This is a genomic window from Allobosea sp. MMO-172, assembly GCF_037147855.1.
Lineage (GTDB): Bacteria > Pseudomonadota > Alphaproteobacteria > Rhizobiales > Beijerinckiaceae > Allobosea.
On the sequence record NZ_JBBCUM010000005.1, the window covers coordinates 193,803 to 217,660 of the forward strand.

At 68.0% G+C, this 23,858-nt stretch carries 20 protein-coding genes; 15 read left to right on the top strand and 5 right to left on the bottom strand.

From position 1 onward, the window contains the following. Position 1: 1 nt before the first annotated feature. Entirely contained in the window at positions 2-1,084 is a 1,083-nt protein-coding gene (gene mraY / locus WFK61_RS10010; RefSeq protein ID WP_336811378.1) for a phospho-N-acetylmuramoyl-pentapeptide-transferase, read from the top strand. Position 1,085: 1 nt separating this feature from the next. Continuing rightward, positions 1,086-2,519, top strand: coding sequence for a UDP-N-acetylmuramoyl-L-alanine--D-glutamate ligase (murD, locus tag WFK61_RS10015; protein ID WP_336811379.1), 1,434 nt, complete (start codon positions 1,086-1,088; stop codon positions 2,517-2,519). A gap of 13 nt (positions 2,520-2,532) precedes the next feature. On the opposite strand, the gene WFK61_RS10020 is transcribed toward murD, so the two are convergent. Beyond that, positions 2,533-3,525 (bottom strand): glycerophosphodiester phosphodiesterase family protein, encoded by a 993-nt coding sequence (locus WFK61_RS10020; protein ID WP_336811380.1) that lies wholly within the window; start codon positions 3,523-3,525, stop codon positions 2,533-2,535. A 127-nt stretch (positions 3,526-3,652) separates the two neighbouring features. Next, the gene (locus WFK61_RS10025) at positions 3,653-4,147 is read right to left on the bottom strand and encodes a VOC family protein (protein WP_336811381.1); all 495 of its coding nucleotides are present in this window, start codon (positions 4,145-4,147) and stop codon (positions 3,653-3,655) included. A gap of 304 nt (positions 4,148-4,451) precedes the next feature. Between WFK61_RS10025 and WFK61_RS10030 the strand changes: the two genes are divergently transcribed. From WFK61_RS10030 to murB, 4 genes are all read left to right on the top strand, one after another. Beyond that, on the top strand, positions 4,452-5,576 hold the full coding sequence (locus tag WFK61_RS10030; RefSeq protein WP_257734476.1) for an FtsW/RodA/SpoVE family cell cycle protein: 1,125 nt from the start codon (positions 4,452-4,454) through the stop codon (positions 5,574-5,576). Between the two features lie 4 nt (positions 5,577-5,580). Continuing rightward, positions 5,581-6,678 carry an undecaprenyldiphospho-muramoylpentapeptide beta-N-acetylglucosaminyltransferase gene (gene murG / locus WFK61_RS10035; RefSeq protein ID WP_336811382.1) on the top strand — a complete coding sequence of 366 codons (1,098 nt, stop codon included), beginning with the start codon at positions 5,581-5,583 and terminating at the stop codon, positions 6,676-6,678. A gap of 15 nt (positions 6,679-6,693) precedes the next feature. Continuing rightward, a complete protein-coding gene (murC, locus tag WFK61_RS10040) occupies positions 6,694-8,100 on the top strand; it encodes a UDP-N-acetylmuramate--L-alanine ligase (RefSeq protein WP_336811383.1) in 1,407 nt (468 codons plus the stop codon). Between the two features lie 93 nt (positions 8,101-8,193). Beyond that, entirely contained in the window at positions 8,194-9,120 is a 927-nt protein-coding gene (gene murB / locus WFK61_RS10045) for a UDP-N-acetylmuramate dehydrogenase (RefSeq protein ID WP_336811384.1), read from the top strand. Here the strand turns inward: murB and WFK61_RS10050 are convergent. Together WFK61_RS10050 and WFK61_RS10055 are read right to left on the bottom strand one after the other, a co-directional pair. Further along, complete coding sequence (locus tag WFK61_RS10050; protein ID WP_336811385.1) at positions 9,095-9,988, bottom strand: EamA family transporter; 894 nt, start codon at positions 9,986-9,988, stop codon at positions 9,095-9,097. The genes murB and WFK61_RS10050 overlap by 26 nt on opposite strands. 36 nt (positions 9,989-10,024) lie before the next feature. After that, a complete protein-coding gene (locus WFK61_RS10055; RefSeq protein WP_336811386.1) occupies positions 10,025-10,609 on the bottom strand; it encodes a nitroreductase family protein in 585 nt (194 codons plus the stop codon). Between the two features lie 111 nt (positions 10,610-10,720). Between WFK61_RS10055 and WFK61_RS10060 the strand changes: the two genes are divergently transcribed. From WFK61_RS10060 to recN, 8 genes are all read left to right on the top strand, one after another. Beyond that, positions 10,721-11,218 carry a MarR family winged helix-turn-helix transcriptional regulator gene (locus WFK61_RS10060; RefSeq protein WP_336811387.1) on the top strand — a complete coding sequence of 166 codons (498 nt, stop codon included), beginning with the start codon at positions 10,721-10,723 and terminating at the stop codon, positions 11,216-11,218. Between the two features lie 135 nt (positions 11,219-11,353). Next, entirely contained in the window at positions 11,354-12,268 is a 915-nt protein-coding gene (locus tag WFK61_RS10065; RefSeq protein ID WP_336811388.1) for a D-alanine--D-alanine ligase, read from the top strand. Positions 12,269-12,273: 5 nt separating this feature from the next. Further along, on the top strand, positions 12,274-13,236 hold the full coding sequence (locus tag WFK61_RS10070) for a cell division protein FtsQ/DivIB (protein WP_336811389.1): 963 nt from the start codon (positions 12,274-12,276) through the stop codon (positions 13,234-13,236). Positions 13,237-13,268: 32 nt separating this feature from the next. Then, complete coding sequence (gene ftsA, locus WFK61_RS10075; protein WP_336811525.1) at positions 13,269-14,564, top strand: cell division protein FtsA; 1,296 nt, start codon at positions 13,269-13,271, stop codon at positions 14,562-14,564. 97 nt (positions 14,565-14,661) lie between these two features. Next, positions 14,662-16,374, top strand: a complete 1,713-nt coding sequence (gene ftsZ / locus WFK61_RS10080; RefSeq protein WP_336811390.1) for a cell division protein FtsZ — start codon at positions 14,662-14,664, stop codon at positions 16,372-16,374. A 302-nt stretch (positions 16,375-16,676) separates the two neighbouring features. Then, positions 16,677-17,624, top strand: a complete 948-nt coding sequence (lpxC, locus tag WFK61_RS10085; protein WP_336811391.1) for a UDP-3-O-acyl-N-acetylglucosamine deacetylase — start codon at positions 16,677-16,679, stop codon at positions 17,622-17,624. A 219-nt stretch (positions 17,625-17,843) separates the two neighbouring features. Beyond that, positions 17,844-18,761 carry an outer membrane protein assembly factor BamD gene (locus WFK61_RS10090; protein ID WP_442896288.1) on the top strand — a complete coding sequence of 306 codons (918 nt, stop codon included), beginning with the start codon at positions 17,844-17,846 and terminating at the stop codon, positions 18,759-18,761. A 71-nt stretch (positions 18,762-18,832) separates the two neighbouring features. Beyond that, a complete protein-coding gene (gene recN, locus WFK61_RS10095) occupies positions 18,833-20,515 on the top strand; it encodes a DNA repair protein RecN (protein WP_336811393.1) in 1,683 nt (560 codons plus the stop codon). An 8-nt stretch (positions 20,516-20,523) separates the two neighbouring features. Here the strand turns inward: recN and aidB are convergent, their stop codons facing one another. Beyond that, on the bottom strand, positions 20,524-21,345 hold the full coding sequence (aidB, locus tag WFK61_RS10100; protein WP_336811394.1) for an AidB family quorum-quenching N-acyl homoserine lactonase: 822 nt from the start codon (positions 21,343-21,345) through the stop codon (positions 20,524-20,526). A 359-nt stretch (positions 21,346-21,704) separates the two neighbouring features. Here aidB and WFK61_RS10105 point away from each other — a divergent pair, with 359 nt between their 5' ends. Then, a complete protein-coding gene (locus tag WFK61_RS10105; RefSeq protein ID WP_336811395.1) occupies positions 21,705-23,729 on the top strand; it encodes a DEAD/DEAH box helicase in 2,025 nt (674 codons plus the stop codon). Positions 23,730-23,858: the final 129 nt, after the last annotated feature.

Consider the following 23,858-nt stretch of genomic DNA (forward strand, 5'->3'; position numbering starts at 1 on the left):
CATGCTCGTCTGGCTCGCCGACTTCGCCAGCACCTTCCCGGTGCTGAACGTCTTCCGCTACATCACCTTCCGCGCAGGCGGAGCGACGGCGACGGCGCTGCTCTTCGTCTTCTTCTTCGGGCCCTCGGCCATTTCCTGGCTGCGGATCAAGCAGGGCAAGGGCCAGCCGATCCGCACCGACGGGCCGGAATCGCATCTCGCCAAGCGCGGCACGCCGACCATGGGCGGGCTGATGATCCTGACCGGGCTGTTCGTCGCGGTTCTGCTCTGGGGCAACCTGCGCAACCCCTATGTCTGGATCGTGCTCGGCGTCACCGCCGCCTATGGCGCGATCGGCTTCTATGACGACTTTCTCAAGGTCACCAAGCAGTCGCACAAGGGCTTCTCGGGCAAGGCCCGCATTTCGATCGAGGTCGTGGTCGCGCTGATCGCCTGCTATTTCATCATGCAGACGCAGCCGCCTGCGATCGGCTCCGGCTTCGCGATGCCCTTCCTCAAGGAAGCGATCATCCCGCTCGGCATCCTGTTCCCGCTGGTCACCGCCTTTGTCGTGGTCGGCGCCGGCAATTCGGTGAACCTGACCGACGGTCTCGACGGGCTCGCCATCGTGCCGGTGATGATCGCGGCCGGCACCTTCGGCTTCATCTCCTATCTCGTCGGCAACGCGATCTTCGCCAATTACCTGCAGATCCACCATATTCCCGGCGCGGGCGAACTCGCGGTGATCTGCGGCGCGGTGATCGGCGCGGGCCTCGGCTTCCTCTGGTTCAACGCCCCGCCGGCCCAGATCTTCATGGGCGATACCGGCTCGCTCGGCCTCGGCGGCCTGCTCGGCACCATCGCGGTCGCGACCAAGCACGAGATCGTGCTCGCCATCGTCGGTGGCCTCTTCGTCGTCGAGGCGCTCTCGGTGATCATCCAGGTCTTCGTGTTCAAGCGCACGGGCAAGCGCGTCTTCCTGATGGCGCCGATCCACCACCATTTCGAGAAGCTGGGCTGGACCGAGCCGCAGGTCGTGATCCGCTTCTGGATCATCTCGGTCGTGCTGGCGCTGGTCGGCCTCGCCACGCTGAAGCTGCGCTGAGATGACGCCGGTCACCGTCTTTTCGGGGCGCAAGGTCGCCCTGTTCGGCCTCGGCGGCTCTGGCCTCGCGACGGCGCGCGCGCTCAAGGCGGGCGGCGCCGAGGTCGCGGCCTGGGACGACAACGAGAAGAGCCGGGAGAAGGCAGCGGCCGAGGGCATCGCCGTCGTCGATCTGGCGAGCGCGGACTGGTCGGGCTTCTCCGCTTTCGTGCTTTCGCCCGGCGTGCCGCTGACCCATCCCGAGCCGCATTGGACTGTCGGCAAGGCCACGGCTGCCGGTGTCGCGATCATCGGCGATGTCGAACTGTTCTTCCTGGAGCGGGCCAAGGTCGCGCCGGGTTCGCCGGTGGTCTGCATCACCGGCACCAACGGCAAGTCGACGACGACGGCGCTGATCGCGCATGTGCTCAGGGAAGCCGGCCGCGACGTGCAGATGGGCGGCAATATCGGCACGGCCGTGCTGGCGCTGGAGCCGCCGGCCGCGAACCGCATCCATGTCATCGAGTGCTCGAGCTACCAGATCGATCTCGCGCCTTCGCTCAAGCCGACCGTCGGCATCCAGATGAATCTGACGCCGGACCATCTCGACCGGCACGGCTCTCTGGAGAACTACGCCGCGATCAAGGAGCGACTGGTCGCCGCGGCCGATATCGCGGTGGTCGGCGTCGATGACGACGCCTCGAAGCAGATGGCGCGCCGTCGCGCGGCCGGAGGCCGCCCTCTGGTCAGGATCAGCGGCGAGCAGCCGCTCGACGAGGGCGTCTTTGCCGGCGTCACCGCCAATCAGGGCCGGCTCGACACGCGTATCGTCGAGGTCAAGGACGGCAAGCCGCGTGTCGTCGCCAATCTCGCGGGCATCGGTTCGCTGCGTGGTTCGCACAACGCCCAGAACGCTGCGGCGGCCTTTGCAGCCTGTTCTGCGCTTGGTCTTAGCGCCGACGAGATCGCCGATGGCTTCAAGACCTATCCGGGTCTGGCGCATCGCATGGAGGAGCTCGGTCGGATCGGTCGCGTCGTCTTCATCAATGATTCCAAGGCGACCAATGCCGACTCGACCGAGAAGGCGCTGACCTCGTTCCACGGCATCTTCTGGATCCTCGGCGGCAAGGCCAAGGATGGCGGCATCGAGTCGCTCCGGCGCTATTTCCCGAATATCGCGCGGGCCTATCTGATCGGCGCGGCGAGCGATCTCTTCGCCGCGACCTTCGACGACGACGGGCGCGTCGCTTACGAGCGCAGCGTCACGCTCGACAAGGCGGTGGCGGACGCCACGCGCGACGCGCTGGCGGCGACGGGCGAGGGCGAGATCGCGGTGCTGCTCTCGCCGGCCTGCGCCTCCTTCGACCAGTTCCCGAATTTCGAGGTGCGCGGCGACAGCTTCCGCAAGCTGGTCGCGGAGCTGCCGGGCTTCGAGCCCTTCGGCGGCAAGCGCTAGCCGCCGCGGCCCATCAGGGCGCCGCCGGCTTGCGGGGCTTGAGCGCGGCCGCGATCGCCTCGATCTCGTTGGTGAACACGCCACCGGCATAACCAGCCGGCAGGCGCTCGATATCGGCCTTGCTGTCGATGCCCGTTGAATGCTCGCCGCCGCGATAGCCGCCGAGCACGAAGACGGGGCTGCCCACTGCCTCCATCCGGGCGAGGAAACGGTTCGGCCAGCCCCAGAGCCAGGGCGCGAGGTTGATCGGCACGAACACGACCATCGAGCGACAGGCATCCGGCGCCGAGCCGGTCCAACCTGTGCCGAGATAGCGCAGCAGGCAGGTCTTCAGCGAAGCGCGCGACATCGCCTTGAGGTCCGGCGCCTGCGCCCGCAGGGTCGCGATCGGGTTGTCGCCGCCATAGACCAGAAGCGTGGCGCGCCGCTGCGGCGGCAGGGCGTTGAGGACTGCGGCGAGCTTCGTGCCCTCGGCCGGGTCATTGCTCTTGACGTTGATCAGGAAAGTCCGGTCGGGAAACCGCTGCAGGACTTCGTCGAGCGAGGGCATGAGGCCGATGCCTTTGCCACGGAAAGGGAAGGTCTTGCCGCCATCGGCGGTGTAGCCGTAGCCGAGGTCGAGCCTCCGGAGATCGGCCATGCTGTGCTCGCGCGTGACCCCGCGGCCATCGGTACGGCAATCGACCGTCCAGTCATGGAAGACCGCGAACTGCCCGTCGGTCGTCGGGTGGACGTCCAGTTCGACGATGTCGGCGCCCGCCTCGAAGCTCGCCTGCATCGAAGCAATCGTGTTTTCGAGATAGCCATGGGTCGGCGGCAGCATGCGCGTCGCGGTGCAGCCGTCCCGTGTCAGCCCGGCCGTATCGAATTGCTGGGCGATGCCGCGATGCGCCAGCAGGACGGGCCCGCCGCTGCGCGCCGGTGCCAGATAGTTCGTGTTGCCGACATAGAGGAGCGCGGCGAGCGCGAGCACACCGAAGGCAACACCACGCCAGATCTTCCGCAAGTTGTCTTCCCGGGTGCGAATCAAGCAACGCTTGAATCGCGCCGCTGCGGGATCGATCACGGGCGGGGTGACGGAATTGCGGCGTGGCCACGTCCTTCATTCGGCAGCAGCCGGAGATGTCGTGTGCTCAACCGCGCCGGGCGGCCTCGATCTTCGCGACGTCGATCTTCTGCATCGTCATCATCGCGGCGAAGGCACGTTTCGCCTCCTCGCCGCCGACGGCCAGCGCCTCGGTCAGCACGCGCGGCGTGATCTGCCAGGACAGGCCCCATTTGTCCTTGCACCAGCCGCATTCGCTTTCCTGCCCGCCATTGCCGACGATGGCGTTCCAGTAGCGATCGGTCTCCGCCTGGTCGTCGGTCGCGACCTGGAAGGAGAAGGCTTCGCTGTGTTTGAACATCGGTCCGCCATTGATACCGAGGCAGGGTATGCCGAGAACCGTGAAGGTGACAGTTAGAGCGTCGCCGGCCTTGCCCGAGGGGAAATCGGTCGGGGCGCGGAAGACCTCCTGTACGGAACTATTCGGGAAGGTCTCGGCATAGAAGCGGGCGGCGGCCTCGGCGTCCTTGTCGTACCACAGGCAGATCGTGTTCTTGCTGATCGTATTCTCGGCGATGGCCATGGTCAGTCCTTTCGCTGTCGAGACGCGTGCGGCGTGAAACTCCCGGCATGAGCCGACAATGCGTGTCAGGAGCGGCCCTTGCATCTGACCGACAGCACGAGTCCGATTTGAGGCGAGGGGCTGATCGGGGTGGCCGAGACTGCATCGAACAGACCACGAAGGGCCATGCGCGGCTGTGGATCGCGATGCGCTTCCCCAGCCGATCCGGGGCATCGGAATCAATCGGTTAACCATTCATTGACAGAGTGATTCGTCACGCAAGCGCGGTTTCGGCCGCGCCGAATTTGTCGATGGGATACCCGTCATGGTCTCGCGCGCGGAACCTTCTCTCAGCGGCCGCTGGTGGTGGTCGATCGATCGCCTCATCCTGACCGCGCTCGTCGCCCTGATGGTCTCGGGCGTCGTGCTGCTGATGGCGGGCGGGCCGCCGGTGGCCGAGCGGCTCGGCCTCTCGACCTTCCATTTCGTCAACCGGCAGGCGGCCTATCTCGTCGGCGCGATGGCGATCTTCCTCGGGGTGTCGCTGATGACGCCGCGGCAAGTCCGGCGTGCCGCGCTTTTGATCTATCTCGGCTCGCTCGCGATGGTGGTGGCGACGCTCTATTTCGGCGTCGAGGTCAAGGGCGCCAAGCGCTGGCTGACGCTCGGCCCGCTGGGCTCGGTCCAGCCGTCCGAGTTCCTCAAGCCCGCTTTCGTCATCATGGCCGCCTGGGCCTTCGCCGAGGGCACGCGCCGGCCGGACCTGCCGGGCACGATCCTGGCGCTGCTGCTGCTGCCGATCACCATCGTGCCGCTCGTCCTGCAGCCTGATTTCGGCCAGACCATGCTGGTCAGCCTCGTCTGGTGCGGGCTGTTCTTCGTCGCCGGCCTGCACTGGTTCTGGGTGATCGGGCTCGGCGGTATCGGTGCCGTCGGCATCCTCGTCGCCTATGAATTGGTGCCGCACGTCCGCGCCCGCATCGAGCGCTTCATGGACAAGGGCTCGGGCGATTCCTTCCAGGTCGACACGGCACTGGAGAGTTTCGCGCAGGGTGGCTGGCTCGGCAAAGGCCCGGGCGAGGGCACGGTGAAGCGCATCCTGCCCGACGCGCATACGGACTTCATTTTCGCGGTGACCGCCGAGGAATTCGGCATCGTGGTCTGCATGCTCTTGGTCGCGCTCTTCGCGGCGATCGTGATCCGGGCGCTGTTCGTAGCGCAGAAGGCGGAGGACCCGTTCATCCGTCTCGCGGTCACTGGCCTTGCCCTGCTCTTCGGCATCCAGGCGGCGATCAACATGATGGTCAACCTGCACATGATGCCGGCCAAGGGCATGACGCTGCCCTTCATCTCCTATGGCGGCTCCTCGCTGCTCTCACTCGCGGTCGGAACCGGCTTCCTGCTGGCATTGACCCGCCGTCGTCCGCGCGCCGTCGATTTCGGGCGCTGACCTGATGGGCAAACTGATCATGCTGGCTGCCGGGGGAACCGGCGGCCATCTCTTCCCGGCGGAGGCGCTGAGCCACGCACTGCACGCCAAGGGCATGCGCGTCGTGCTGATGACCGACACGCGCGCCGCCGAATTCGCCGGGAGTTTCCCGGCCGAGGCGGTGCATGCCGTGCCGGCGGCGACGCCGTCCGGCCGCTCGCCGGTTCAGAAGGCCAAGGCGCTGTTCGCCATCGCCAAGGGCACGTTCGCGGCGCGGCGGATCATCGGGCAGGTGAAGCCCGCCGTCGTCGTCGGCTTCGGCGGCTACCCGACGGTGCCGCCGGTGCTGGGCGCCTCGCTTGCCGGTGTGAAGACCCTGATTCACGAGCAGAACGCCGTGATCGGCCGCGCCAACCGCTTCCTTGCCGGACGAGCCGATGTGATCGCCACCGGCTTCGCGCGGGTCGGCGGGCTCACCGAGGCGCAGCAGGCCAAGTGCCGTCATGTCGGAAACCCCGTGCGCCCGGCCGTGATCGAGGCGGCGGGCCGCGACTATGACGGGCCGGGCGAGGGCAAGATCAGATTGCTCGTCTTCGGCGGCAGCCAGGGCGCGCGCATCATGGCCGATATCGTGCCGCCGGCGATCGAGCTCCTGAGCGAGGCCGAACGGGCGCGCCTGACCATCGTCCAGCAGGCGCGGGCCGAGGACGACGAGCGCGTGCGCGGCACCTACGAGATGCTCGGCGTCCAGGCGACCATCGCGCCCTTCTTCAAGGATCTGCCGGCGCAGATGGCGGCGGCGCAGCTCGTCATTGCCCGCTCGGGCGCCTCGACCGTGGCGGAGCTCACCGTGATCGGCCGGCCGGCTTTGCTGGTGCCGCTGCCGGGCTCGCTCGACCAGGATCAGGCGGCGAACGCGGCCTTCCTCGAAGGCGTGGGCGGGGCGACCCGTATCCTCCAGCCTGAATTCACACCCCGCCATCTTGCCGCCGAATTGTCCAAGCTGATCGCGCAACCCACGCACTTGACGACGATGGCGGCAAACGCGAAGAGCGCCGGCATCCCCGACGCCGCCGACCGCCTGGCCGATCTCGTGATCGCTACGGCCAATCATTCGAACTGACAGGATTCCAGGACCATGAAGCTGCCGCCGAAGCTCGGCTCCATCCATTTCGTCGGCATCGGCGGCATCGGCATGTCCGGCATCGCCGAGGTCCTGCACAATCTCGGCTACAAGGTGCAGGGCTCGGACGCTTCCGACGGCGCCAACGTCAAGCGCCTCGCCGACAAGGGCATCACCACCTTCGTCGGCCACAAGGCGGAGAATCTCGGCGAGGCCGAGGTCGTCGTGGTCTCGACCGCGATCAAGCGCGACAATCCGGAGCTGCTGGCCGCGCGCGAGAAGCGCCTGCCGGTGGTGCGCCGCGCCGAGATGCTGGCCGAGCTGATGCGCCTGAAGAGCTGCGTCGCCATCGCCGGCACCCATGGCAAGACGACCACGACCTCGCTGGTGGCGACGCTGCTGGAGAAGGGCGGGCTCGACCCGACCGTGATCAACGGCGGCATCATCAACGCCTATGGCACCAATGCCCGCATGGGCGAGAGCGACTGGATGGTGGTCGAGGCCGACGAGTCCGACGGCACCTTCCTGAAGCTCCCGGCCGACGTCGCGATCGTCACCAATATCGATCCCGAGCACCTCGACCATTTCGGCACGTTCGATGCCATCAAGGCGGCCTTCCGCTCCTTCGTCGAGAACCTGCCCTTCTACGGCTTCGCGGTGATGTGCATCGACCATCCGACTGTGCAGGGGCTGGTCGGCCAGATCACCGATCGCCGCGTCGTCACCTATGGTGAGAATCCGCAGGCCGATTTCCGCCTGATCGATATCGATCTCTCGGGCGGGCAGGCGAAGTTCACGCTGCTGATCCGTGACCGCAAGACCGGCCGCGACGAGGTCGTCCGCGATCTCGTGATGCCGATGCCGGGCCACCACAACGCGCTGAATGCCACGGCCGCGATCGCGGTCGCCTACGATCTCGGCATTCCCGTGCCACGCATCCGCGAGGCGCTCGCCGGCTTCGGCGGCGTCAAGCGCCGCTTCACCAAGACCGGCGAGTGGAACGGTGCACTGATCTTCGACGATTACGGCCACCATCCGGTCGAGATCGCTGCCGTGCTCAAGGCCGCCCGCGCCTCGACCAAGAACAAGGTCATCGCGATCGTGCAGCCGCATCGCTACACCCGCCTGTCGAGCCTGTTCGACGATTTCGCCGCCTGCTTCAACGATGCCGACACGGTGATCGTCGCCGATACCTATGCGGCCGGCGAGGCGCCGATCGCGGGGGCGGATCGCGATTCGCTGGTCGCCGGCATCAAGGCCCGTGGCCATCGCCATGCCCTGCCGCTGGAGAGTTCCGACAAGCTCGCCGGCATGGTGGCGGAGCTGGCGGGGCCGGGCGACTATGTCGTCTGTCTCGGCGCGGGCAACATCACGCAATGGGCCTACGCGCTGCCGGGCGAGCTGGCAGCGTTGAAGGGATAAGCCGGGATCGCCGCAATTGCGCCGTCATGCTCGGGCCTGAGCCGAGCATGACGGGCAGTTCCGTCCCGGACCATCATGCTCTAAAGCGACGCCATGCCCTTCGCAGACCTCTCCTCCGATATCCGCGCCTCGGCTCCCGATCTGCGGGGTCGCCTCCTCGCCAATCAGGAGCTTTCGGGCCTGACCTGGTTCCGCGTCGGCGGCCCGGCGCAGATCCTGTTCACGCCGGCCGATGACGAGGATCTCGCCTATCTGCTGTCGAAGCTGCCGGAGGAAATCCCCGTCACGGTGATCGGCCTCGGCTCCAACCTGATCGTGCGCGATGGCGGCATTCCCGGCGTCGTGATCCGGCTCGGCGGCAAGGCTTTCGGCGAAATCGCGCTGGAGAGCGGTGATCGTCTGCGTGCCGGCACAGCCGTGCCGGACGTGAAGGTCGCTCGCGCGGCGGCGGATGCCTCGCTCGATGGGCTCGCCTTCTATCGCGGCATTCCGGGTTCGATCGGCGGGGCGCTGCGCATGAATGCTGGCGCACATGGCGGCGAGACCACCGATGTGCTGGTCTCGGTGCGTGGCGTCACCCGCAAGGGCGAGATCGTGACGCTCAGCCATGCGGATATGGGCTTCACCTATCGCAACAGCGCAGCCTCGACCCGCGACATCATCTTCACCTCGGCCCTGTTCCAGGGCCGGCCGGGCGATCAGGCTGAAATTCAGGCGGAGATGGACCGGGTCACGCAGGCGCGCGAGGCGGCGCAGCCGATCAAGGAACGCACCGGCGGCTCGACCTTCAAGAACCCCGAGGGCGGCAAGGCCTGGAAGCTGATCGATGCCGCCGGCTGCCGTGGCCTGCGCGTCGGCGGGGCGCAGGTCTCCGAGATGCACTGCAACTTCCTGATCAACACCGGCGGCGCGACGGCCGCCGATGTCGAGGGGCTCGGCGAGGAGGTTCGCCGCCGGGTCAAGGAGAACTCCGGCTTCGAGCTGCAGTGGGAGATCAAGCGGCTCGGGGTTGCGGCGTAGCCGGGACTGCCGCCGCGCGGCGGCGCGACAGGATCATTCCGGCGATCGTCGAGCCCAAGACGATCGCGATGCCCAGGAATTGCAGCGGGCTCAGCCATTCGCCCAGCAACAGGGCGCCCAGAATCGTCGCCATGGTCGGGCTGAGCAGCCCGAGGAAGGCGACGCCGGCGCCGAGCGTCGTGATGCCCCTGATCCAGAGCCAATAGGTCAGGGCCGTGCCGATGAGCACGAGATAGGCGAAGCCGAGCCCGTTCAGGGCGGTGGGGGCCGGCGGCAGGCCTTCTGCGATCAGGGCGACCGGCAGCAGGATCAGGCCGCCGAGCGTGAGCTGCCAGGCCGCGATCGCCAGAGGTGAACCCATCTTACCCCAGCGCTCGATCAGCACGGTGCCCGTCGCCATTGAGGCCGCGCTCAGGAGGCCGGCGATGATGCCGATCGCATCCGGCTTCGCATGCGGATCGAGCACCAGTAGGGCGACGCCGACGAGGCCGGCGAGCGCTGCCAATATCTGCCCGCGGCCCGGACGCCGGCTGAGCAGGGGCCAGGCGAGCAGGCCGACGATCAGGGGCTGGGTCGAACCGACTGTTGCGGCGAGGCCACCGGGCAGGCGCGCCGCGCTGACGAAAAGCAGGGCGAAGAAGATACCGATATTGGCGAGGCCGAGCGCCGCCAGCGGCAAGAGCTTGTCACGCGGCGGCAAGCCGGGGCCGAGCGCCATCAGCAGCAATCCGGCCGGCAGGGCCCTGAGCGCACCGACGAGCAGCGGATGATCCACCGGCAGCGTCTGTGTGAAGATGATGTAGGTGGTGCCCCAGATGCAGGGCACGAGGATCGTGGTCAGCAGGGTTCTGTTGAGGCTGAGCGACATGGCGGGCTCCCGGGCGGGATGATGGTCACGGGACGGTCAGGTGGGGAAGGGGCCGGCGAAGGCGGTTTCCGTCAGGGGGCGGCGCGGGCTCGGCTGCTCGCGCTCGCGCAGAGCCGGCGGAAGGAGGTCCGGCGTGCCGCGGCGGCCGATTGCGACGGCGATCTCGATGCGGAAGCGGCCGGGCACGGCGAGGTTGCGGCGCGCGACATCGTATTCAAGCCCCGCCATGGCGTGGGCGTGATAGCCGAGCCGCGTGGCCTGAAGGGCAAGCTGGGACCAGGCTGCGCCCGTGTCGAAGCTGCGCAGCGCCGGGGATTGCGCCTGTGCATCGGCTGTGCCGGCGCCGGCATCCGACAGCACGAAGACGAGGGCCGCCGCGTTCTGCGCCCATTCGCGGTTGAAATCGTCGAGCGCGGCCAGGAACTCCGGCCAATGCGCGTCGCCGCGCCGGGCGTAGAGGAAGCGCCAAGGCTGCTCGTTATAGGCCGAGGGCGCCCAGCGCGCGGCCTCCAGCATCGTCAGCAGGGCGTTCTGGTCGATCTCTTCGGGCTGGAAGGCGCGGGGCGACCAGCGGTCGAGAAAGACCGGGTCGATCGGGAAACTGGCGATCCTCGGTTCCATGGCAGGGTATCCGTTTGGCTTGCCCGGCGAGGGGCAGGTGGTATTGTGATTCGAAGTGATATATTTCGATGTCAAATTATTTGATGTCGTGTAATTGGGCGAGGCATGAAAATGAGTCAAGAGCGCCGGGACGCGCAGGGTGGCCCGATGGATTCGATCCTGGCGCAGTGGCGGCGGGAACGGCCCGACCTCGATACCAGCGTCATGGCAGTGTGTGGCGATCTCTGGCGCGCGGCGGACCGGGTGCGCGAAGGGGTTTCCGCCAATCTCGCGGGGGACGATCTCGATCTCGCCGGCCATGACGTGCTGCTGACGCTGCGGCGCCAGGGCAAGGGGCGGGCGCTCTCGCCCTCCGAACTTGCCGCCGACATGATGATCTCGACCTCGGCGATGACCAACCGGCTCGACCGCTTGCAGAAGCGCGGGCTGATCGAGCGCCAGCCCGATCCGGCCGACCGGCGGGCGCTGCGGATCGTGCTGACCGATGCCGGCTTCGCGCTGGTGGACCGAATCGTCGTCAGCCATGTCGCGACCGAGGAGCGGCTGGTCAGCGCGCTTTCGGGAGAGGAGCGAGCGGAGCTCAGGCGGCTGCTCGCGAAGATCGGCTAGGCCCGGCCGCAGCGGGCTTCATGCGGCTTCAGGGCTGCGATCCGAAGCTTCGCGTCAAAGCCGGGCGCGTCATGGTTAACGCGCTGTTAACCATGTTTAACGAGGTTGGGCCCATCGCATCGAGCGGGGGCCCTCATGAGCAAACACGTCGCAGTGCTGATGGGCGGCTGGTCCGTCGAGCGGGAGGTCAGCCTCAACAGCGGCGCGGCCTGTGCCCGGGCGCTGGAGAGCGTCGGCTATCGCGTCACGCGCGTCGACGTGCAGCGCGACATCGCCGAGGTGCTGGCGAAGCTCAAGCCCGATGTCGCCTTCAATGCCCTGCATGGCCGCTTCGGCGAGGACGGCACGATCCAGGGCGTTCTGGAGATCCTGCGCATTCCCTACAGCCATTCCGGTGTACTGGCCTCGGCGCTCGCGATCCGCAAGGACCGGGCGAAGACGGTGGTTAAGGCGGCCGGCGTGCCGGTCGCGCACGGCGTCAACGTCTCGCGATTCGCGGCCGCCAAGAAGCATGTCCTGCCGCCGCCCTACGTGCTGAAGCCGATCGACGAGGGCTCCTCCGTCGGCGTCGTCATCGTGAAGAAGGGCAGGGAGCATCCGCCGCAGGAAATCGCCCGGCCGGACTGGCCTTGCGGCGAGATGCTGCTGGCCGAAACCTTCATCGCCGGGCGCGAGCTGACCTGCGCCGTGATGGGCGACCGCAGCCTCGGTGTGACCGAAATACAAGCCGCAACCGGCGAGTTTTACGACTACGACGCGAAGTACGCGAAAGGCGGCTCGATCCACATCTGTCCGGCGCAAATTTTACCGAAAATTTACCAGCAGATCGAAGAGTGTGCGTTAACGGCGCATCAAGCAATCGGATGCCGGGGCGTCAGCCGATCTGACTTCCGTTACCACGACGAGAGCGACACGCTCGTCTGGCTGGAGGTCAATACGCAGCCCGGGATGACCGAAACCAGCCTGGTGCCCGAGTTGGCTGCCCATGCGGGCCTGGATTTCGGTGAGCTCGTCAAATGGATGGTGGAGGACGCCTCCCTCGATCGGTGAAAGCGATGTCGACGAAGACCGTTGCCATGCCCCGATATGCGCCTGCCCGGCCGCTCTCCCGGCTCCCGGTCGCGCCTGCCGCCCCCCAGCTTCTGGTGGGCGAGCAGCGCCAGGGCCGCTGGATGCGCCGCTCGCGCCGCAGCGCCGTCGCGGTGCCGCTGGCGCAGCGCCTGCCGCAGAGCCTCGGCACCTGGCTGGCGTTGGGCTTCCTGACGCTCAGCCTCGGCAGCGGCTTCGTGCTCGGCGGCCACTGGCAGGCCATGCAGGACAATTACGGCGAGCCGCGCCACATGTTCGCGCGGGCGCTCGGCTTCGGCATCGACCGCGTCACCATTTCCGGCCTCTCGGGACTGTCCGAGCAGGAGGTCCTGGTCGCGGCCGGCATCGATTCGAAGACCTCGCTGGTGTTCTTCGACGCCGACGAGGCCCGCAAGCAGCTCGAGGCGACGCCGCTGATTCGCGAGGCTGCCGTCCGCAAGCTCTATCCGGGCGAGGTCTCGATCGCCCTCACCGAGCGCGAGCCCTATGCGCTCTGGCAGGTGAAGGGCGAGCTCTTCGTGATCGCGGCCGACGGCACGGTGATCGACAAGATGGACGATGGCCGTTTCGCCTATCTGCCGCTGGTCGTCGGTAAGGACGCCAATAACCGCGCCGCCGAATATCTGGCGATCCGCAGTCAGGCCGGCGCCTTCGCCCAGCATATCCGCGCAGCCACGCTCGTCTCCGGGCGTCGCTGGAACCTGAAACTCGACAACGGCATGGATGTGCGCTTGCCCGAGACCAAGCCGGAAGCCGCGGTGCAGCGCCTCGTGTCGCTGGAGAGCGATTACCGCATCCTCGAGAAGGATGTGCTCGCCATCGATCTGCGCCAGCCCGACCGGGTGACGATGCGGCTCTCGGAAGAGGCCGCCGCGGCGCGCGCCGACCAGCTCAAGAGCAAGTCCAAGAAGAAGGGAGGCGAGGCGTGAACCACGTCACCTCCCAGGGTCTGACCCCCCGCATGCGTCCGCTGTCGTCGCGCAAGAGCGCGACCTTGTCGATTCTCGACATCGGCACCAGCAAGGTCGTCTGCCTGATCGCCGAGCTCAGCCCGGCCGAGACCAACGAGCGGCTGCGCGGGCGCACCCATGTCGCCCGCATCATCGGCATCGGCCATCAGCGCTCGCTCGGCCTCAAGGGCGGCGCGATCGTCGATCTCGAAAGCGCCGAGCGCGCCATCCGCGCGGCGGTCGATGCGGCCGAGCGCATGGCCAAGGTCGAGGTGCAGTCGGTCATCGTCAACCTGACCGGCGGGCGCATCGGCTCGCAGCATTATGCCGCCAGCGTCGACCTGCGCTCCGGCTCCGTCGGCGACGGCGACGTGAAGCGCGTGCTCGCGACTGCCGCGACCCATGCCCTGCGTCCCGGCAAGGCCGTGCTCCATGCCCTGCCGACCGGCTATGCGCTGGACGGCGTGCCGGGCGTGCTCGATCCGCGTGGGCTGATCGGCGGCAAGCTCTCGGTCGACATGCATGTCGTCGCCAGCGAGGCGGCGGCGGCGCGCAACGTCATGCTCGCTGTCGAGCGCTGCCATCTCGAAGTCGAGGCGGTCGTCGCGACCCCCTATGCGTCCGGCCTCTCGGTCCTCGTCGACGACGAATCGGAAATGGGCGTCGTGCTCGTCGATCTCGGCGGCGGCTCGACCTCGCTCGGCGTCTTCTCGGGCGGGCATCTCGTCCATGCCGACGCGATCGCGGTCGGTGGCAACCACATCACTATGGACGTGGCGCGCGGCCTCTCGACCCGCGTCTCGGCGGCCGAGCGGCTCAAGACGCTGCACGGCTCCTGCATCTCCAGCGCTTCCGACGAGCGCGACATGATCGCCGTGCCGCAGGTCGATGACGACGAGCGCGACATGCCGAACCATCTCGCCAAGTCGCATCTGGTGCGGATCATCAAGCCGCGCGTCGAGGAGATCCTCGAACTGGTGCGCGACCGGCTGAACAATGCCGGTTTCTCGGCCCAGGCCGGGCGGCGTGTCGTCCTCACCGGCGGCGCCTGCCAGCTCACCGGCCTGCCGGAAGTGGCGCGGCGCATCCTCGGCGGCCAGGTCCGGACCGGCCGGCCGCTCGGGATCAAGGGCCTGCCGGAAGCGGGCAAGGGCCCGGCTTTCGCGGCGGCGGTCGGCCTGCTGGTCTATCCGCAGGTCGCCCATGTCGAGCATTTCGAGCCGCGCGCGGTCGGCGGGCGCCTGCCCCTGACCGGGACGGACAACTACTTCTCGCGTGTCGGGCGTTGGCTGAAAGACAGTTTTTAGTGAGTACGGCTCGTCCTCAAGGACGAGCCACGGCGTCAAACGTAGCAATCGGGACGGCTCCCGCCAGGCGCCGGACAAGGGATCAAAAGAGGCAACCATGGCGATGAATCTGCAAGCCCCGGACATCCGGGAACTGAAGCCCCGGATCACGGTGTTCGGCGTCGGTGGCGCCGGTGGCAATGCGGTCAACAACATGATCGAGGCCGGCCTCGACGGCGTCGACTTCGTCGTCGCCAACACCGATGCGCAGGCTCTCGCCCTGTCGCGCGCCTCCCGCATCGTCCAGATGGGTCTGCAGGTCACCGAGGGCCTCGGCGCCGGCTCGCAGCCGGAAGTCGGCCGCGCGGCGGCCGAAGAGGTCATCGACGAGATTCGTGACCATCTGGCGGGCGCCCACATGGTCTTCATCACCGCCGGTATGGGCGGCGGCACCGGCACCGGCGCGGCCCCCGCGATCGCCCGCGTCGCCCGCGACATGGGCATCCTGACCGTCGGCGTCGTCACCAAGCCGTTCCAGTTCGAGGGCCAGCGCCGCATGCGCATGGCTGAGGCCGGCATCGGCGAGCTGAACGAGGCGGTCGACACCCTGATCGTCATCCCGAACCAGAACCTGTTCCGCGTCGCCAACGAGACCACCGGCTTCGCCGATGCGTTCGGCATGGCCGACCAGGTGCTCTATTCGGGCGTCGCCTGCATCACCGACCTGATGGTTCGCCCCGGCCTGATCAATCTCGACTTCGCCGACGTCCGCGCCGTGATGCGCGGCATGGGCAAGGCGATGATGGGCACCGGCGAGGCCCAGGGCGAGAAGCGCGCGCTGACCGCGGCCCAGGCCGCGATCAACAACCCGCTGCTCGACGATGTCTCGATGAAGGGCGCGCGCGGCCTGCTGATCTCGATCACGGGCGGGCGCGACATGAAGCTCTATGAGGTCGACGAGGCCGCCACCCGCATCCGCGAGGAGGTCGATTCCGAGGCCAACATCATCGTCGGCGCCACCTTCGACGAATCGCTGGAAGGCACCGTGCGCGTCTCGGTCGTCGCGACCGGCATCGACAAGCCGATCTCGTCGCTGGTCGAGAACGACGACACCGAAGCCCGCATCGCCCAGGTCGCCGAGCGCCTGAAGGCCGAGGCCCGCCTGCGCAGCAACGCCGCCGTCGCCACCGCCCGCCCGGTCGCCCCGCCGGCCCCCGTGATCGAGACGGCCCGCGTCGCTCCCGCGCCGATGCCGATGCCGGAACCCGCCCCGATCGCCCAGGTCGCGCAGGACATCCGCATCGAGCCGGTGCAGCCGCGCCCCGTCATGGTCGCTCCGCCGGCCCCGGAGCCGATCCACCATGCCGAGCCGAGCCTGCATTTCGACGAGAGCTTCATCCCGCCGATGCCGGAGCGCGCCGTCGTTCGCCCGACCCGCATGCCGCGCGTCGAGGACCTGCCGGCTCCGGGCCAGGCCCAACTCAATGCGCATCGCGGCGCCCAGCCCGCGCCGCAGCCGCCCTCCGCCGTCGAGCAGAAGCGCATGTCACTGATGCAGCGCCTGGCCTCGGTCGGTTTCGGTGGCCGCAAGGATGAGGAAGCCGAGATGGCTCCCGCCCCGGCGCCCGTCCGCCAGATGCCGCAGGCCCCGATGCCACAGGCGGCCGCGCCGAGCGCTGCTCATGCCGAGTACATGCGCCGTCCGGCGCCGCAGCCGGCCTCGCGCCCGGCGCAGGGCCAGCTCGACCCGCATGGCCGCGCCGCGCCGACTCGCTCCAGCGAGGAAGACCATCTCGAGATCCCCGCCTTCCTCCGTCGCCAGGCGAACTGACGGACCCGAGCCCCTCACGGCTTTGTAACAAGCCCGCCGCGGATCATCCGCGGCGGGTTTTTCGCTGTTAGAAAATGTTTATCTTTCAGCGCTTTATATGACCCGCTCCGCCTGAGCAGCGCTGTAACACAGCGAAAGAAAGCGTGATTTTGAGAGGCGGCTCCAAAAGCTTATCTTGCGGCGCATCAGAACGACAGCGTCGCCGGGTTCGCTCCGGTGCCGGCCTTGGATAGACATCGTGATCCTGCCACCCCGCCAAGGCGGACGAGAGGCGATCCCGATGATCAGGATTGGATGACGGAATGAGCTTCGATCGGCAGACGACCCTGCGCGCAGCCGTGACCCTGACCGGGATCGGCGTCCATTCCGGAGCCCCCGCCAGCATCTGCCTCAAGCCCTCCAGCGCCAATTCCGGCGTCGTCTTCCTGCGCACGGGCATCGAGGGCATGCCCCCCCAGCTCATCCACGCCAAGCACACCAAGGTCAGCGCCACCGAGCTCTGCACGGTCATCGGCGATCGTGGCCCGGCCTCGGTCTCGACGATCGAGCACCTGATGTCGGCCTGCGCCGGCATGGGCCTCGACAACGTGCTGGTCGAGATCGACGGGCCGGAAATGCCGATCATGGACGGCAGCGCCCGCGAGTTCGTCGCCGCCATCGAGGCGACCGGCATGACCTCGCTCGCCGCGCCGCGCCGCTATCTCAAGGTTCTGCAGCCGGTCCGCATCGAGCAGGGTCGCGCCTTCGCCGAGCTCGCCCCGGCCGAGCATGGTTTCCGCCTCGATGTCGAGATCGATTTCGACAGCGTCGTGATCGGCCGCCAGCGCAAGGTCTTCGATCTCGACGCGCAAAGCTATGCCAGCGAGATTTCCAAGGCCCGCACGTTCGGCTTCATGCGCGATGTCGAGCAGCTCTGGAAGGCGGGCTTCGCCCAGGGCGCCTCGCTCGAGAACACCGTCGCCGTCGGCGAGGACAAGGTGATCAACCCCGAGGGCCTGCGCTACGGCGACGAGTTCGTGCGCCACAAGGTGCTCGACGCGATCGGCGATCTCGCGCTCGCCGGCTATCCGATCATCGGCGAGTTCCGCTCCTATTGCGGCGGTCACCGGATGAATGTTCAGATCCTCCAGGCGCTGTTCGCCGACCGCGCGAATTTCGCGATCGTCGAATCCCAGCCGGTCTTCGCGGCGCCGCGCGCCGTGCAGATGGCTGCCGCCGCTCCGGCCGCCTTCGCGCCGGATCTGCACTGAGCCGCGGCGGAACGCGGCTTCGCCTTCCTATCGCCCGGTTTTTGTCCCAGATGCCGCAGCGATGCGGAATCCCGTCATAACCGATTTTCGGCAGTGGCGCGGGGGAAGCGTCTGAGGTAAGGCATGCTTCCCGGAGGCTTGATCGCCATGCGTCCTTTCAGACGCAAAGTGGCGATCCGATGCCTGAGGGACGATCGAAAGAGGACGGACGACGTGAGCGTGACGCGGCAAAGCCTTCCGGCAATCCATCGCGGTTCTTCGCCGCGCAGGGGCATCGCTCTTGCGCTGGGCGCCGCCATGCTGCTCGGCGGCTGCGATACCTTGTCCTCGCTCAATCCCTTCGACAAGCCGGAGGTCTACAAGCCGGACCTGACGCCGCCGACCCCGGCCGACAAGCTCTATAACGAAGGCCTCGCCCGCCTGCAGAACGGCGACAGCGAGGGGGCCTCGAAGAAGTTCGAGGATATCGACAAGACCGCGCCGTTCTCGCCTTACGCCCGCAAGGGCCTGCTGATGACGGCCTACACCAATTTCCAGGCCAACAAGTGGGAAGAGGCGATCACCGCCTCGAAGCGCTTCATCGCGCAGAACCCGGCGAGCCCGGACGCAGCCTATGCCCAGTACATCATGGCGATGTCCTATTATAACCAGATCCCGGACGCGACCCGCGACCAGGAGCGGACGGCGCAGGCGATCCAGGCGCTGGAGCAGCTGATCGCCAACTATCCGAAGTCGGAATACGTGCTCGACGCCCGGGAGAAGCTCCTGGTGGCGCGCGACCAGCTCGCCGGCAAGGAGATGAATGTCGGGCGCTACTATCTGGAGAAGCGCAACTATACCGGCGCGGTGAACCGCTTCCGCGAAGTGATCATCAAGTACCAGACCACGCGCCATGTCGAGGAGGCACTGATGCGTCTCGCCGAGGCGTATATGGCGATGGGCATCACCAACGAGGCGCAGACGGCCGCGGCCGTGCTCGGGCACAACTTCCCGGACAGCCCCTGGTACAAGGACGCCTACGCCCTGCTGCAGAGCGGCGGCCTGGAGCCTCGCGAGGATCGCGGTTCCTATATCAGCCGCGCCTTCCAGGGCTTCTCGCGCACGGTCGGCGGTATTGTCGGGCTGAACCGCCTCTGACGAAAGAGGAGGCCCCTCGCATGACGGGCCACGGGCAACCCTGCCGGCTCCGAAGACAGGCGTGAGCGCCGATGCTGGCGCAGCTCTCGATTCGCGACATCGTTCTGATCGACAGGCTCGATCTCGGCTTCCATGAGGGGCTGAGTGTCCTTACCGGCGAGACCGGCGCGGGCAAGTCGATCCTGCTCGACGGCTTCGCGCTGGCGCTCGGCGGGCGCGGCGACGGCTCGCTCGTGCGCCATGGCGAGGCGCAAGGGCAGGTCAGCGCGGTTTTCGACCTGCCGCTGGTGCATCCCGCCCGCAAGCTGGCGCAGGCGCAGGAGATCGACACCGACGGCGATCTCATCCTGCGCCGTGTGCAATATGCGGACGGACGCACCCGCGCCTTCATCAACGACCAGCCGGTTTCCGTGCAGATCCTCAGGATGGTCGGCGCGGCCATCGTCGAAATCCACGGCCAGCATGACGACCGCGCCCTGACCGATCCGGCGCAGCACCGCACGATCCTCGATGGTTTCGGCGGGCTGGAAGCACAGGCCGAGGCCGTCGCCGGCGCCAGCGAGACGCTCAAGCGCGCCCGGCAGGCCCTGCAATCGCAGCGCCTTCGCGTCGAGGCGGCGCGCAAGGAAGCGGACTTCCTGCGCCATGCCGTCGAGGAACTCGGCAGGCTTGCGCCGCAGCCGGGCGAGGAGGATGCGCTCGCCGCCACCCGCCAGGGCATGATGCAGGCCGAGAAGGTCGCGCGCGACCTGAACGAAGCCTATGAGGCGGTCGGCGGGCAATCCTCGGCCGTACCGACGTTAGCCGCCGTGCTGCGCCGTCTGGAGCGCCGGGCTGGGCAGGCGCCGGAGCTGGTCGACCCCTCGATCGCGGCGCTCAACACGGCGATTGTCGCGCTGGAAGAGGCCGGCGAGGCACTCGCCGCCGCGACGCGCGCCGCCGAATATGATCCGCGCGAGCAGGAACGTATCGAGGAGCGGCTGTTCGCGCTGAGGGCTGCCGGCCGCAAATACGACGTGCCGGTCGACGGGCTCTCCGTGCTGGCGGCGACCATGGCGAGCGATCTCGCCGCGCTGGACGAGAGCGAATCGTCGCTGTCGCGGCTCGAAGCGGAGTTGAGCGAGGCGGAGACGGCCTTCATCGGGCTGGCGCAGGCTCTGTCGGAGGCGCGGCAAGCGTCGGCGGCGCGGCTCGATGCGGCCGTGAAGGCCGAATTGCCGCCGCTCAAGCTGGAGCGGGCCCGTTTCATCACGCGGATCGACAGCGATGCGAGCGCGCGCGGGCCGGAAGGCTTCGACAAGGTCGAGTTCTGGGTCGAGACCAATCCGGGCACGCGGCCGGGGCCGATGATGAAGGTTGCCTCGGGCGGCGAGCTCTCGCGCTTCATGCTGGCGCTCAAGGTCGTGCTCGCCGAGCGCGGCTCGGCGCCGACCCTGGTCTTCGACGAGATCGATACCGGTGTCGGCGGTGCAGTCGCCGATGCGATCGGCGAGCGTTTGGCGCGTTTGGCCGGCCGGGTGCAGGTGATCTCGGTGACGCATGCGCCGCAGGTCGCGGCCAAGGCCGGGCAGCATTTCCTGATCGCCAAATCGGCGGGGGAGGGCGAAGCCTCGCGCACCGTGACCCGGGTCACGGCACTGGAGGACCAGGCGCGGCGCGAGGAGATCGCGCGGATGCTGGCTGGCGCCTCGATCACCGAGGAAGCTCGCGCGGCGGCCGGGCGCCTGCTGCAGGCCGCGGGCTTGCGCGGCTGAAAGGCCGTCTACGCGGCGAACAGTTCGTAGCCCGCGCCCTTCTTCACGACCCGCCTGAACCCTTCGACATGTCCGCCGGACACGAGCCAGTTCTCGTGTGCGGCCCGCCCCAGGATGCCGCGGCGGGAGGCCAGTGCCGTGCCGGCGTCGAAATCGTAGACGAAACCGATCTCCGGGTCGGAAGCCTGAAGGTCGGAGAGATGCAGCGCATCGCCCCAGAGCAGCAGGCTCTCGCTTTCGCCTTCTATCAGGTAGCCGCTATGGCCGAAGGTGTGGCCGGGCAGGGGGACCAATGTGATGCCCGGATGGGCTTCGCCCGCCGGGACGGCGCGGATACGGCCGGCATAGAGCTTCTTCAATGTGGCTGTGATCGCGAAGGCGCCCTGCTTCTTCTCCGGCGTCCGTGTGCGATTGGCCTCGTCGCCGTAGAAGCCGAAATCGGCTTCGGGCACGACGATCTCCGCATTCGGAAAGAAGGGCTTGTCGCCGTCGAACAGGCCGAGCGCGTGGTCGCCGTGGAGATGGGTGATCAGGATGCGGGCGACGTCTTCGGGCGCAATCCCCGCGGCCGCCATGGCGGTTGGGGCATGGCCCATCGCCGCGCCCCAGGACGGACCGGTGCCGGCATCCACGAAGGTGAGCCCGTCCGGCCCCTTCAACGCGAAGCAGTTCACGGCGATGCTGACCTTCGGCTTGCCCCAACGCGCGACCGCCTCGTCGCGGGCGGCCTCGCCATCGGCGTGGATGAGGACATCGAGCGGTGCCTCGAAGACGCCGTCATGCAGGATCGAGACCTCATAGGCGCCGATGCGGCGGGACTGCTGGACCATCGGTGTTCTCCGCTTCGGCATCAGGCGCGTTCAGTCTGGCCGGGAAGCTAGTGGGGCCGCCACCCAGCCGGCAAGGCGCGCCCGGCCCGGCTCAGCCCTGCGCGGGGCGCGGGAATGCCGCATTTCCTTTTGTATCGCTTTGCTTTATGAGCCGCTGTCATCCGATGGTGCAGCATGCCCGTTAGATCGCCATATGTCCTTCGGGACGACGGGGGGCGATCTAGCTCTTTGTTTTGGCATCGGATTTGCCGAAAAGCGCATTCTGCCTTTCGGTCCGATGCTCTAGTGCCGCCTGAACCCATCGCTCACGCTTTCGCGCCGTTCCCTCATCGGCGCCGCAACCCTTAGGCCTTTATCGCATGTCGTTTTCCCTCACGAGCCCGCCGCTCGCGCGCGCGCTCGCCGATCGCAATTATTCCGACCCGACGCCGGTGCAGAGCGCCGTCATCGAGGATGCCGCCCGCGGGCGTGACCTGCTGGTCTCCTCGCAGACCGGCTCCGGCAAGACCATCGCCTATGGCCTTGCCATCGGCGAGACCCTGCTGGGCACCGCCGAAAAGCTCGGCCCCGCGGCCGAGCCGCTGGCCCTGATCATCGCGCCGACGCGCGAGCTTGCCTTGCAGGTGCAGCGCGAGCTCGCCTGGCTCTATGCCCAGACGGGGGCGCGGGTGATCTCCTGCGTCGGCGGGATGGACCCGCGCCGCGAGGCGATGCTGCTCGACGAGGGCGCGCATATCGTGGTCGGCACGCCCGGCCGCCTGCGCGACCATATCGAGCGTCGCCGCCTCGATGTCTCCGCGCTGAAGGCCGTCGTGCTCGACGAGGCCGACGAGATGCTCGATCTCGGCTTCCGTGACGATCTCGAATTCATCCTGAAGACCGCGCCCGAGAGCCGCCGCAGCCTGCTGTTCTCGGCGACCTTCCCGAAGGCGATCGTCCAGCTCGCCCAGAGCTACCAGCACGACGCGCTGCGTATCGAGGTGGAAGCGACCCGGCGCGGCCATGCCGATATCGCCTACAAGGCCGTGCGCGTCTTCCCGAAGGAGGCCGAGCTCGCGGTCGTCAACCTGCTGCGCTTCCACAATGCGCCGGTGGCGCTGGTATTCTGCAACACCCGCAATGCGGTGCGCCATCTCGAGGCGATCCTGCTGGAGCGCGGCTTCACTTCGGTCGCGCTCTCCGGCGAACTCGGCCAGAACGAGCGCAACGCGGCGCTGCAGGCGCTGCGCGACGGCCGGGCGCGGGTTTGCGTCGCGACCGACGTGGCCGCGCGCGGCATCGACCTGCCGGGGCTCGACCTCGTCATCCATGCCGAACTGCCGAACGATTCCGAGGTGATGCAGCATCGCTCGGGCCGCACCGGCCGCGCCGGCAACAAGGGCACGAGCGTGTTGCTCGTGCCGCAGTCGCGCCGCCGCAAGGCCGAGCGCCTGCTGATGGAGGCCAAGGTCGAGGCCGAGTGGATCGGCCCGCCGACCGAGGAGGAGATCCGCGTCCTCGATCAGGAGCGCCTGCTCTCCGACCCGCTGCTGAATGGCGACGGCTCCGAGGACGATGCCGGCATGATCGAGGCGCTGATGGCAGGCCGCGAGGCGCGCGACATCGCTGCTGCGCTGGTGCGGCTCTATCGCGCCCGCCTGCCGGCGGCGGAAGAGGTCGGTGATCCCGGCTTCGGCCGCGACGAGCGCCGTCCGGCCCGTACCAACGAGGATTACGCTGCCAAGCGCCGCCCGTTCGGCGCCGGGCGCGACGAGGGCGAGGATGGCGAGCGTCCGCGCAAGCCTGCCGGCCCGCGTGGCGATACCGTTTGGTTCCGTCTCGATATCGGCCGCAAGCAGGGCGCCGATCCGCGCCAGCTCCTGCCGATGCTGTGCCGCCGTGGCCGGATCACGCGTGACGAGGTCGGTGCGATCCGCATCTTCGACCGCGAGACCAAGGTCGAGATCGATGCCGATGTCGCTGACCGCTTCTACGATTCGGTTCGCATCCCCGATCGCGACAAGATCGTGATCGAGCCGACGACCGAGGCCGAGCGCCGCCCAGCCAAGTCCTTCGCCGACAAGGCCGAGCGTCCGGCCGCGCCGCGCAAGAGCTGGGGTGACGATCAGGCTGCCCAGGACAGGCCGCAGCGGCCGCGCTTCGAGCCCCGGGACGCGAATCAACGCGCACCGCGCGGCGAGGACCGCAAGCCCTACCGCGCCGACAGCAGGCCTCCGCGCGATGACGCGCGTCCGCCGCGTCGCGACGATGGCAAGCCGGACGGCGGTTTCAAGAAGCCGTTTGCGGGGAAGGGCAAGCCTTTCGCCGGCAAGCCCGAAGGCGGGCGCCCGGGCGGCCCCAAGCCTTTCGGCAAGGGCAAGCCGCGTGGTGGCCCGCGCGGCTGAGCCTCGCGCGTCGGCGCGGGTCGAAAACGTCCCCGCTCTCCCTCCTCAGCGCAGGCCGAGGAAGGAGAGGATGGCGAGCACGACCACGACGAGGCCGACGAGATAAATGATGTTGTTCATGAAAACCCC

What these genes read in the sequence shown, in the direction of transcription:
- murD (WP_336811379.1), top strand. Translation starts at nt 1,086, where the DNA reads ATGACGCCGGTCACCGTCTTTTCGGGGCGCAAGGTCGCCCTGTTCGGC.
- WFK61_RS10030 (WP_257734476.1), top strand. Translation starts at nt 4,452, where the DNA reads ATGGTCTCGCGCGCGGAACCTTCTCTCAGCGGCCGCTGGTGGTGGTCG.
- WFK61_RS10060 (WP_336811387.1), top strand. Translation starts at nt 10,721, where the DNA reads ATGAGTCAAGAGCGCCGGGACGCGCAGGGTGGCCCGATGGATTCGATC.
- WFK61_RS10065 (WP_336811388.1), top strand. Translation starts at nt 11,354, where the DNA reads ATGAGCAAACACGTCGCAGTGCTGATGGGCGGCTGGTCCGTCGAGCGG.
- WFK61_RS10070 (WP_336811389.1), top strand. Translation starts at nt 12,274, where the DNA reads ATGTCGACGAAGACCGTTGCCATGCCCCGATATGCGCCTGCCCGGCCG.
- ftsA (WP_336811525.1), top strand. Translation starts at nt 13,269, where the DNA reads ATGCGTCCGCTGTCGTCGCGCAAGAGCGCGACCTTGTCGATTCTCGAC.
- murC (WP_336811383.1), top strand. Translation starts at nt 6,694, where the DNA reads ATGAAGCTGCCGCCGAAGCTCGGCTCCATCCATTTCGTCGGCATCGGC.
- WFK61_RS10055 (WP_336811386.1), bottom strand. Translation starts at nt 10,609, where the DNA reads ATGGAACCGAGGATCGCCAGTTTCCCGATCGACCCGGTCTTTCTCGAC.
- lpxC (WP_336811391.1), top strand. Translation starts at nt 16,677, where the DNA reads ATGAGCTTCGATCGGCAGACGACCCTGCGCGCAGCCGTGACCCTGACC.
- aidB (WP_336811394.1), bottom strand. Translation starts at nt 21,345, where the DNA reads ATGGTCCAGCAGTCCCGCCGCATCGGCGCCTATGAGGTCTCGATCCTG.
- murG (WP_336811382.1), top strand. Translation starts at nt 5,581, where the DNA reads ATGGGCAAACTGATCATGCTGGCTGCCGGGGGAACCGGCGGCCATCTC.
- murB (WP_336811384.1), top strand. Translation starts at nt 8,194, where the DNA reads ATGCCCTTCGCAGACCTCTCCTCCGATATCCGCGCCTCGGCTCCCGAT.
- WFK61_RS10025 (WP_336811381.1), bottom strand. Translation starts at nt 4,147, where the DNA reads ATGGCCATCGCCGAGAATACGATCAGCAAGAACACGATCTGCCTGTGG.
- recN (WP_336811393.1), top strand. Translation starts at nt 18,833, where the DNA reads ATGCTGGCGCAGCTCTCGATTCGCGACATCGTTCTGATCGACAGGCTC.
- mraY (WP_336811378.1), top strand. Translation starts at nt 2, where the DNA reads ATGCTCGTCTGGCTCGCCGACTTCGCCAGCACCTTCCCGGTGCTGAAC.
- WFK61_RS10050 (WP_336811385.1), bottom strand. Translation starts at nt 9,988, where the DNA reads ATGTCGCTCAGCCTCAACAGAACCCTGCTGACCACGATCCTCGTGCCC.
- ftsZ (WP_336811390.1), top strand. Translation starts at nt 14,662, where the DNA reads ATGGCGATGAATCTGCAAGCCCCGGACATCCGGGAACTGAAGCCCCGG.
- WFK61_RS10105 (WP_336811395.1), top strand. Translation starts at nt 21,705, where the DNA reads ATGTCGTTTTCCCTCACGAGCCCGCCGCTCGCGCGCGCGCTCGCCGAT.